Below are 10,518 nucleotides of genomic sequence, written 5' to 3' on the forward strand. Positions count from 1 at the left end.
TCATTCTGTAAGAGTCTCAAACTACAATGGAGATTCCTACGGAATGACAAACAGGATGAAATAGCAATTTTTATTTTTTTAGAAAAATAAGATAAAATGTAGCCCGAACAGAGTAGTTAAGCCCGCCTGCGCAGATGCTACGGATCAATCCTAAAACCTGTGGAGTTACAAAAATTAAGCATAAACATTTGTTAGTCTAACAAGGAAGAGTTCAATATTTCTAACACCTCTGAATTGGGATCTAAACGCTTTTATTTTGGCATTGATAGATTTTGCTGAGGCATTAGTACTTCTGTTGTCAAAATATTTTAATGTTGTGTGGTAGTGATTGATTATCGTTCGTGATATTGTATTGAATGATTTGAAAGTGGATTGATTTACTTTTTGTCGTCATTAGGCTAATTTGGCAAAGCCTATTATTTTATCTGTTGTCTTTTCAATATGGACTTCTAGTCATAATGGTTTAGTTTCTAGAATATCTATTAAAAATTTGTGGTAATTATATAACTTTTACTGAATATTCTATAAGCTACAATCCCAAATACCCCCTCATCTTTGCATTATAATTAATAATACGTACATAACTTAAATTAAAATAAAATGAAAAAAGTAATCATAATGATTGCATTCGTATCTATTGCAGCAGCTAATTCTTACGCACAATTTTCAGACAAACGAGATGTTTTGTCCTTTGGTATTAAAGCAGGTGCAAATTATTCAAATGTGTATGATTCTGACAACGAGAATTTTGTTGCCGATGGTAAATTTGGATTTGCAGCCGGGGCTTTTGTAGCTATTCCATTTGGAAAATTCATTGGCATTCAGCCAGAGATTTTGTATTCTCAAAAAGGATTTAAATCTTCAGGAACCTACTTCGGGAGTACTTATGAATTGACCAGAACTACCGAATTTATTGATGTGCCGATTTTATTTGCCGTAAAACCAATTACACAACTAACCTTGTTATTCGGGCCTCAATTTTCGTATTTGATGAAACAAAAAGACGAATTTACAGGTGGGAATATTAATGCAATCCAACAACAAGAGTTCGACAATAATGACATCACGAAAAACGTTATGGGTTTAACAGGTGGAGTGGACATTAGTGTTGATAATCTAGTTTTTGGTATAAGAGCCGGCTGGGATATTAAAACCAATGAAGGTGACGGAAATTCTTCAACCCCACGTTATAAAAATATGTGGTATCAAGCAATGGTGGGTTATAAATTTTAATTTTAAAAAGTCTTTAAACAAGAAAAGCGTCTCAAGAGAGGCGCTTTTTCTATTTATAAAATTTATGTTTTAGTGCTTCTCCACCCACAATCTGGCATTTACGAAAGCTTCGTGCCAAGGCGAAACCTCGTCATTTCTATCTTTTGGATAATACGCCCAGTTCCATTGGAAAGTAGAACGCTCAATATGTGGCATCATTACTAAATGTCGACCTGTTGTATCGCATAACATTGCCGTATTAAAGTCAGAACCATTGGGGTTTGCAGGATAACTGTCATACCCGTATTTGCCCACGATGTTGTAGTTTTCTTCACCCATTGGCAAATTGAATTTCCCTTCACCGTGAGAAACCCAAACTCCTAAAGTGCTGCCGGCTAAAGTAGATAACATCACCGATTTGTTTTCTTGAATTGTCACCGATGTGAAAATACTTTCGTGTTTGTTACTATCATTATGCAACATTTTTCCGTGTACTTTGTGTTCCGGATTGACCAATTCTAATTCCATAAACAATTGACAACCATTACATATTCCTACTGATAAAGTATCTTCTCTTTTGAAGAAATTGTCCAAAGCTGTTTTTGCTTTTTCGTTGTATAAAAATGCTCCAGCCCAACCTTTGGCAGAACCTAAAACATCCGAATTCGAGAATCCACCAACGGCTCCAATAAATTGAACGTCTTCAAGATTTTCACGTCCTGAAATCAAATCGGTCATATGAACGTCTTTCACATGAAATCCTGCTAAGTACATCGCATTCGCCATTTCACGCTCGGAGTTGCTTCCTTTTTCGCGGATGATAGCTGCTTTTGGAGCCCCACCCCGGCCCTCCCCGAAGGGGAGGGAGCTAGGAGCTTTACCTGTGAAATGTTTTGGAAAAACAAATTTTAATGGTTGACTTGCATAATTATCAAAACGTGCTTGAGCAGTTCCGTTTTTGGCTTGTTTTTGGTCTAATAAGAAAGAGGTTTTAAACCAAAGGTCTCTTAACTTCGAAACGTTATACGTCGAGAGTTGTGAGTTGTGAGTGATTTGTATTGAATTATTTTGGGCAACTTGTCCCAATTTATAGAATTTAACTCCATTTGCATTTAATTTATTTTCGAAAACAGAATCTTCTTTAGCTTGAATAACTAGTGCGATATTTTCTGAGAATAAAATTTTAACCAAATCTTTTTCTTCAAAATTATCCAATGAAATTTTCGCTCCCAAGTTCAGGTCAGCAAAACACATTTCCAATAAAGTGGTAATTAATCCACCACTTCCAATATCGTGTCCAGCAATAATTTGATTGTCTAAAATCAATTCTTGTATCGTATTAAAAGCATTTTTGAAAAAAGCAGCGTCTTTAATCGTTGGAGCTTCGTTTCCAATGCTATTTAAAGTTTGAGCTAATGAAGAACCTCCAAGCTTAAATTCGTCTTGAGATAAGTTAATGTAATAAATTGAACCTCCGTCTTTTTGCAAGACAGGTTCCACGACTTTTCGAATATCAGTGCAGTTTCCTCCAGCCGAAATAATTACCGTTCCAGGAGCGATAACTTCATGATTCAGATATTTTTGTTTCATTGAGAGTGAATCTTTCCCTGTTGGAATATTGATCCCCAATTCGATGGCAAATTCCGAACAAGCTTCAACAGCAGCGTACAAACGAGCATCTTCTCCTTCGTTTTTACAAGCCCACATCCAGTTTGCCGACAATGAAATCCCTTTCATTCCGTCTTTGATTGGAGCCCAAACAATATTCGATAAAGCTTCCGCAATAGCGGTTCTTGTTCCAGCTATTGGATCAATTAAAGAGGCGATTGGAGAATGTCCGATTGAGGTCGCAATTCCCTCTTTCCCTAAATAATCCAAAGCTACTACACCACAATTGTTCAATGGCAATTGCAATGGCCCAGCACATTGTTGTTTGGCTACTTTTCCGCCCACGCAACGGTCCACTTTGTTGGTCAACCAGTCTTTACAGGCAACCGCTTCCAACTGCAATACTTGCTCTAAATAAGTGGATATATTTTTTACATCGTATTCTAATGCTGGATAGTTATAGTTGATGGTTTTGTCCGTCATAACCGTTTTTGGCGAACTACCGAAAAAATCTTCCAAAGCATAATCCATTGGTTTTAAACCCGTACTTTTTGACTCGAAAGTAAAACGGTGATCGGCCGTTACGTCACCCACTTGATACATTGGAGAACGTTCCCGATCTGCGATTTTCTGAAGTAAATCAATATCTTTTTTGCCAATAACCAGTCCCATTCTTTCTTGGGATTCGTTACCAATAATTTCTTTAGCCGAAAGGGTAGGGTCACCCAAGGGCAATTTATCCAAATCAATCAAACCTCCAGTTTCTTCTACTAACTCCGAAAGACAATTCAAATGCCCTCCAGCTCCGTGATCGTGGATGGAAACGATTGGATTGTCGTCGCTTTCTACCAAACCACGAATGGCGTTGGCAGCTCGTTTTTGCATTTCAGGATTCGAACGTTGTACGGCATTCAACTCGATTCCAGAACTCATTGCTCCAGTATCTGCAGAAGAAACCGCAGCGCCACCCATTCCAATTCTATAATTTTCACCTCCAAGAATCACGATTTTGTCGCCTTCTTTTGGCTTGTGTTTAATCGCTTGATCTAATTTTCCGTAACCTATGCCGCCCGCTTGCATAATTACTTTATCGTAACCCAATTTTCTACCCGTCACACTAAGCTCGTCGAAGTGCTCGTGTTCGAAAGTCAGAATTGAACCGGTAATCAACGGTTGTCCAAATTTATTTCCAAAATCAGAAGCACCGTTTGATGCTTTTATTAAAATGTCCATAGGCGTTTGATATAGCCATTTTCGTTCTTTCATTCCATTTTCCCAAACGTGATTGTTTTTGTTTAAACGAGAATACGAAGTCATATATACCGCAGTTCCTGCCATTGGCAACGAACCTTGTCCTCCTGCTAATCTATCTCTAATTTCTCCACCGGAACCTGTTGCAGCTCCGTTGAAAGGTTCAACTGTTGTTGGAAAATTGTGTGTTTCTGCTTTTAAAGAAATAACCGAATCGAATTCTTTGATTTCATAAAAATCAGGTTTGTCAGCAGTTTTAGGAGCGAATTGTTGCACTCTTGGTCCTTTTACAAAAGCCACGTTGTCTTTGTAAGCCGAAACAATATCGTTAGGGTTTTCTTGTGATGTTTTTTTGATTAATTTGAAAAGAGAAGTTTCTTTTTCAACACCATCAATGACAAAAGTTCCGTTGAAAATCTTGTGACGACAGTGCTCTGAATTGGCTTGAGAGAAAGCAAAAATTTCCGAGTCAGTCAGTTTCCTTCCTAATTTGGTAGCCAAATTATCCAAATACTCCACTTCTTCAGCACTCAATGATAAACCTTCTGATTTATTATAGGCAGCGATATCGTCAATATTCAAAATCGGTTCAGGTTGAATGTGAATCGTGAAAATATCTTGATTTAGTTCAGTATATTTTTGCGAAAGCATTGGATCAAAATCTGTGAAATCTTCAGAAACTTTATGAAATTCTTCTATTCGAATGATTCCAGAAATACCCATATTTTGAGTAATCTCCACAGCATTGGTACTCCAAGGTGTAATCATTGTGGCGCGAGGGCCAACAAAAAAATCCGTTAACACGGATTTTTCTATTTTATTAGAATCGGCAAAAAGCCAATTGAGTTTTGAAATGTTTTCGGTCGAAATTTCGCTTTCGCTTGTGTGAACTGCAAAGATGGTCTTGCTTTGGTTTTCAAAGAAATGAATCATTGTTGTGTAGTTTGTTGTATTGTGCTGCAAATTTAAGCAATTACGACTTAAAAAAAAAGCGTACAATATTTATCGCGACGCTTAAAGTTTAGTTTATGATGACCTTCTTGGTCATTGATTTATTAAAGGAATCTAGTTTAAGAAAATATACACCTTGCTTCAGATTTTCTAGAGTATAGACTTTTTGATTTGCTTTTGGATGATCAATTTTTTGTACCATTTGTCCATTGATAGTGATTAATTGAATTTTGTCAAGTTCGCTCTCAGTTTCAATATTGATCTTGTTAGACTTGGATGGATTTGGATAAACAGAAACATTTGCCAATAAATTACCGAAGATTTCTTTACCCAAAGCTGATCCCCAAATTGCTCGAACCCATTCCGGATGGTCTATATACGGATTTCTGTTGTTTTGACGGGCATAAATAGCATTGTTACGAGCAATTTCTCTAGCATTTACTGGATCTTGTTCGTGCCAAGTTACTAACATATTTAAAAAAGCTTCTGTAAACACTTGATTACTCGTTTTATTAAACATAGTGTAACTGTAACCAGCAACGGTATTTTCATAACGAGTGGCAAAATAAAAATACATTCTTGCAATATCGCCTTTGAATTCGTCAATCGGTTCGAAAACTGTTCCTGAATATCCAGCTACTCCACTGGAACCTAGTTTACTTTTATTCAATGTAGTTTTAGAAACAGTAGAAACTATGCCGTGTGGCAAGTTTGAACGAATATTGTTTACCACGCCATCTGTAGGCGGGATAAAGTGAGCATCAGACACCATTGGTGTGTTTTCACCAAATACAGATTGTGGGATAATGTGTTCTCTATTATAACAATCTCCTTCTTTAGAATAGTTACCACATCTTTTTATATCTGACGTTGAATAATTATATGGGTCAGCACCAGTTGGGTTTTCAGAATACATATCTAAAATGGTTCCGTCATTTTCATAATAATAATCCCTGTCTGAGGTTTGATAGGTAACATACAGTCCATCGTAACCTCTATCGAAATGACCTTTTATTATATTGTACAATTGTGTTTTCAATGTATATCCTGTTCCAGTTGCAGTAGTATAGTACCCATTTGGAATTTGTGCAAAGGAAATTATAGAAAAAAGGAATGCGGTTAAAAGTAGCTTTAGTTTCATTGAATGCTAATTGTTAAAAAATTGATTTGCTAAATTAGTCAAAAGTTCATTGCACAATAAAATTAGAATGATAAAATAAAAATTATTTTGGAAAATCATCGCTTTGATATGCTCCTAAATCTGGGGGTGAAGACCTCGGAACTCCTAAAATATCTTTTGGTACAGGATCGTTGGCATTTCCTTTCTTGAATGCTGCCGAAGTTCCATCAATATTGAATTTGTTTTCTGCTATTTTAAAGAATTTTGGGTCTTCATTTTGAATGATTGCATTGTAATGTTCAGTATCTGTGCTGAACTGATATAAAGGGTCGTTTATATATGTGCTTGAAGTATTATCGAACTTAATCAAACAATTATTAAATTGGTATTCGAATGTGGCACCTGACATTTTTTTTAAAATTAATTCATTGGAATACGATCCATAAATGATACAATTGTTAAAAGTAGCCGACTTCAAATCTTTAACTTCCGGAGTTGCTCCAGTGTAGTAATTATTCAATAAAACTGCCACTTGACTAGAACTTGACCAATTATTATTGAAAGTGCAATGGGAAAATTTATACTCGCCTCCATAAGTACAAGCCAAACCAGCTGCTCCTGCATTATTGATGACTAAATTTTCGCCACTAATTTTCGCCGTTTGAGCCAAAATTCCATAATTAGACGAATTATAAATTTGCGTGTTTTTGATGTCAACAGTTGTTCCGTCATTGTTCTGAATTAACAGACCAATTGCAGCATTTTTTAAGGTCAAATGATTTATTTTGTGATTGGTACTTCCTTCTGTAAGCCAAATTGCGCCCCATTGTCCGGGAACATCCGAGAAATCCGGTTCTAAACGATCTCCTTCAAAAATCACTTCATTCTCTAATTTATCGGTAGTAGAAGTCGTTCCATTTACATTTAAAGAAGCGTTCTTTGCCAAAATAAGCCCTGAATCAGCGTGAAAATGGACTCTTGTTCCAGGGTCAAAACTGACTGTTTTTCCCGAGGGAACTGCAGCATAGCCGTAAACGACATAAGGTCTTTTATTGGTGAATTTTAACTCATTGCCATGAATTGGGTCATTTTCGTCTAAAAAGAAACCGTAAATATTGATTGGTTTTCCGTCATTGTCATCACCTAAATATAAGCTTTCAGTTGTTCCATCATCAAACCGTTGTGGATAAAGAAATATAGCGTCTTGAATTAGTGTAACCAATTCCACTTTTTGAAGATTAGTGCCGCCATCAAATAAAATTTGGTCGGTGTATAAAAAATCGGTTGGATTGGCATCGACAATATTGGCAGTAGTTTCCACAAAAATGTACAAACTATCTTTGGCCAAAAGATCGACGTTAGTAAAAATTTTTCCTTGATTTCCTTGTGTACCATCAACAGTCATTCTGTATTTTGAATTGAGGCCTTTTCCTAGTTTTATTGTTGGAATAGTAATGTCATTTTTGGTATTGTTGTACACTTTCAGCATGTAAGTACTTGAACCAATGTCAGTAAAAACAGTATCTAAATAAATTGTATCTCTTGAAAATTTTAAATCTCCAGAACTTGCAACAGTTTCAAAATCTGTTCGACAAGAACTAAGAGCGATAAGGATTCCAATAAAAAGCAAAAATGTAAACTGACGCATTTTAATTGATTTTTTTTGTAAAAATAGGAAATTCTAATGGTAATTATCGAAAGAAATAAAAATTTGAAGTTAGATTAACATTTGTTTTTACTGTCTTTTATCTAAATTTACAGTTTTAAAGCAAAATAAATGACATTCGACAAAGAAAAAATGCTTCACTATTGCAATTCAATTTCAGAAAACACTTTGATGCAAACGCTAAATATTAAATATACCGATGCTGGACCTGATTTTTTGGTAGCGACAATGCCAGTAAATCCATCAGTTCACCAACCAATGGGATTATTGCACGGTGGAGCAACAGTTGCTTTGGCCGAAAGTGTGGGAAGTGCGGCTTCGTTTTTATTTGTAAACGGCGAACATAGTGAAGTTCGCGGAATTGAAATTTCTGCCAATCATCTCAAAGCAAAACGCAATGGAATAGTAACAGCAACAGCAAGAATTATTCACCAAGGTAGTAGTATTCACTTGTGGGAAATCCGCATAACCGACGAAAATCAATCTCTAATTTCAATTTGTAAATTGACAACAATGGTTTTGCCAAAGAGAAAAAGCAAAAGCTTATAATGGAGTTTATAGCAGATAAATCCAAGAATCATTTCAAGCAAAAGTTGCCCTTTGTACTCTATTGCAAACCTAATTCCGATAAAGTAATAGGTTTTTTTCAGGAAAACGATACGCTATTTGAAACCGCAGATTTTACCGAAAAAGGCTTTGTTTTTGCCTCATTTGATGGAAGTAAAACTGTTATAATTCCAGAGAATAAGTCCGAATTAATATATGCTGCTTTCCCAAAAAAGGAAATTCAAATTCAAGAGAAGAAAAGGAGTTTTCAGGTCGAAATTGATAAAAATAATTTTGAAGGTTTGGTTGGCAAAGGTATTCAAGCCATAAAAGACAATCAATTCAAGAAAGTAGTTTTATCCCGAAAAGAGTCAGTTGATTTGCAAAACTTTGATTTAATCCAAGCATTTCGTGATTTGGTTCAGTTGTATCCCAATACTTTTGTTTATTGCTTTTATCATCCAAAAGTTGGAACGTGGTTGGGTGCAACTCCAGAACAATTATTGAAAGCTGAGGACAACTTTTTTAAAACTATTGCTTTGGCAGGAACGCAAAAATACAATGGTTCGGATGATATAACTTGGCCAACAAAAGAACGAGAAGAACAACAATTTGTCACGGATTATATTGTTGATAAAGTACAAAATATCGCTTCAAAAATTACAGTTTCAAAACCGTACAGTATCAAAGCAGGAATTGTATGGCATATCAAAACGGATATTTCTGGTAGTTTGAATTTGGGATTTGGATTAAAAGAAGTAATTCAATTATTGCACCCAACGCCCGCTGTCTGCGGTTTGCCAAAACAACAAGCAAAAGAATTTATTTTTGAAAATGAAAATTACAATCGAACTTTTTACACTGGTTTTTTAGGAGAATTAAATGTGCAAAACCAAACTGATTTGTTTGTAAATTTACGCTGCATGGAAATTGAGGTTGCTTCGAAACTCGCAATGACAAAAGCTCATTTATTTATGGGTTGCGGCATCACAAAAGATAGCATCCCCGAAAAAGAGTGGGAGGAAAGTATTAATAAATCGGCAACGATGAAAAGAATTTTAGATGTAAGGTTGTAATTAATTCTAAAATCTAAAATCTAAAATCTAAAATTTTAAAAAATGAAACTAGACATATTAGCATTCGGTGCACATCCTGACGATGTAGAATTAGGATGTAGTGGAACCATAGCCAAGGAAATTGCGCTTGGAAAAAAAGTAGGAATTATTGATTTGACACGTGGTGAGTTAGGAACTCGCGGTTCAGTCGAAATTAGAAATCAAGAAGCCGCTGCAGCTGCTAAAATATTGGGTGTTTCTGTTAGAGAAAATCTCGATATGCGTGATGGTTTTTTTGTAAACGACGAAGAACACCAACTGCAAGTTATTAAAATGATTCGCAAATACCGTCCTGAAGTCGTGATTTGCAACGCCATTGAAGACCGTCATATCGATCACGGAAAAGGCAGTAAATTAGTTTCAGATGCTTGCTTTCTCTCGGGATTAATAAAGATTGAAACCGAAATTGATGGAATAAAACAAGAAGCTTGGAGACCCAAATTAGTCTATCATTATATGCAGTGGAAAAACCTAACACCTGATTTTGTGGTGGATATTTCAGGTTTTAATGACAAAAGAGTGGAGTCTATATTAGCTTACAGTTCTCAGTTTTACAATTCCAATTCTACCGAGCCAGAAACTCCAATTGCTTCAAAGAATTTCTTGGAAAGCCTTAATTATCGTCCTAAGGATTTGGGAAGACTAATTGGTACTGATTATGCCGAAGGATTTACCGTTGAACGCTATTTGGCAGTCAATAGTTTAAGCGACTTGATATAATTTTTTGGAATTTTTCTTTGCAAAAGCAAACTTAAGTATTATATTTGCACTCGTTAAAAAATGGTGGTTGTAGCTCAGCTGGTTAGAGTATTGGTTTGTGGTGCCGAGGGTCGCCGGTTCGAACCCGGTCAGCCACCCAGAATGCAAAAGCTTCGAAGAAATTCGGGGCTTTTTTTGTTTACTTTAGTACTAAATAGTCATTCCTTAAAAATGAATTAACAATTTGATTGTTAATAACTTGTGATTAAATTCAGTTGAAAACAGTACTTTTAAATCGCCAAAAAGTGTATATTTCGGTATAAAAAAGTGGCAATATGTTAGGCAAAATA

General features: G+C 35.7%; 7 protein-coding genes, 1 tRNA gene and 1 pseudogene. 5 read left to right on the forward strand and 4 right to left on the reverse strand.

Translation table 11 applies throughout. From position 1 onward, the window contains the following. Positions 1-174 precede the first annotated feature (174 nt). Positions 175-375, reverse strand: a pseudogene (locus RMO83_RS06925) (transposase); the annotation flags it as partial. 225 nt (positions 376-600) lie between these two features. Between RMO83_RS06925 and RMO83_RS06930 the strand changes: the two are divergent. Continuing rightward, positions 601-1,233, forward strand: a complete 633-nt coding sequence (locus RMO83_RS06930; RefSeq protein WP_310558948.1) for a porin family protein — start codon at positions 601-603, stop codon at positions 1,231-1,233. Positions 1,234-1,302: 69 nt separating this feature from the next. Here RMO83_RS06930 and purL read toward each other — a convergent pair whose 3' ends face one another. The 3 genes from purL to RMO83_RS06945 form a co-directional block, all read right to left on the reverse strand. Next, positions 1,303-5,004, reverse strand: a complete 3,702-nt coding sequence (gene purL / locus RMO83_RS06935) for a phosphoribosylformylglycinamidine synthase (RefSeq protein WP_310558949.1) — start codon at positions 5,002-5,004, stop codon at positions 1,303-1,305. Between the two features lie 88 nt (positions 5,005-5,092). Beyond that, positions 5,093-6,163 (reverse strand): endonuclease, encoded by a 1,071-nt coding sequence (locus RMO83_RS06940; RefSeq protein WP_310558950.1) that lies wholly within the window; start codon positions 6,161-6,163, stop codon positions 5,093-5,095. Between the two features lie 82 nt (positions 6,164-6,245). Next, on the reverse strand, positions 6,246-7,790 hold the full coding sequence (locus RMO83_RS06945) for a right-handed parallel beta-helix repeat-containing protein (protein WP_310558951.1): 1,545 nt from the start codon (positions 7,788-7,790) through the stop codon (positions 6,246-6,248). 129 nt (positions 7,791-7,919) lie between these two features. On the opposite strand from RMO83_RS06945, the gene RMO83_RS06950 reads away from it, so the two are divergent. The 4 genes from RMO83_RS06950 (at position 7,920) to RMO83_RS06965 (ending at position 10,326) form a co-directional block, all read left to right on the forward strand. Beyond that, positions 7,920-8,357: a PaaI family thioesterase gene (locus tag RMO83_RS06950; protein ID WP_310558952.1), complete on the forward strand. Its 438-nt coding sequence runs from the start codon at positions 7,920-7,922 to the stop codon at positions 8,355-8,357. Next, positions 8,357-9,430, forward strand: a complete 1,074-nt coding sequence (locus tag RMO83_RS06955; protein ID WP_310558953.1) for an isochorismate synthase — start codon at positions 8,357-8,359, stop codon at positions 9,428-9,430. Before RMO83_RS06950 ends, RMO83_RS06955 begins: the two co-directional genes overlap by 1 nt. Positions 9,431-9,472: 42 nt before the next feature. Continuing rightward, complete coding sequence (gene bshB1, locus RMO83_RS06960; RefSeq protein ID WP_310558954.1) at positions 9,473-10,189, forward strand: bacillithiol biosynthesis deacetylase BshB1; 717 nt, start codon at positions 9,473-9,475, stop codon at positions 10,187-10,189. 63 nt (positions 10,190-10,252) lie between these two features. Next, positions 10,253-10,326: transfer RNA gene (locus tag RMO83_RS06965), tRNA-His, on the forward strand. Positions 10,327-10,518 lie beyond the last annotated feature (192 nt).

This window comes from Flavobacterium sp., assembly GCF_031423415.1.
In the GTDB taxonomy this organism is placed as follows: Bacteria; Bacteroidota; Bacteroidia; order Flavobacteriales; family Flavobacteriaceae; genus Flavobacterium.

Coding starts and splice junctions, on each gene's coding strand:
- RMO83_RS06930 (WP_310558948.1), top strand. CDS start 601: ATGAAAAAAGTAATCATAATGATTGCATTCGTATCTATTGCAGCAGCT.
- purL (WP_310558949.1), bottom strand. CDS start 5,004: ATGATTCATTTCTTTGAAAACCAAAGCAAGACCATCTTTGCAGTTCAC.
- RMO83_RS06940 (WP_310558950.1), bottom strand. CDS start 6,163: ATGAAACTAAAGCTACTTTTAACCGCATTCCTTTTTTCTATAATTTCC.
- RMO83_RS06945 (WP_310558951.1), bottom strand. CDS start 7,790: ATGCGTCAGTTTACATTTTTGCTTTTTATTGGAATCCTTATCGCTCTT.
- RMO83_RS06950 (WP_310558952.1), top strand. CDS start 7,920: ATGACATTCGACAAAGAAAAAATGCTTCACTATTGCAATTCAATTTCA.
- RMO83_RS06955 (WP_310558953.1), top strand. CDS start 8,357: ATGGAGTTTATAGCAGATAAATCCAAGAATCATTTCAAGCAAAAGTTG.
- bshB1 (WP_310558954.1), top strand. CDS start 9,473: ATGAAACTAGACATATTAGCATTCGGTGCACATCCTGACGATGTAGAA.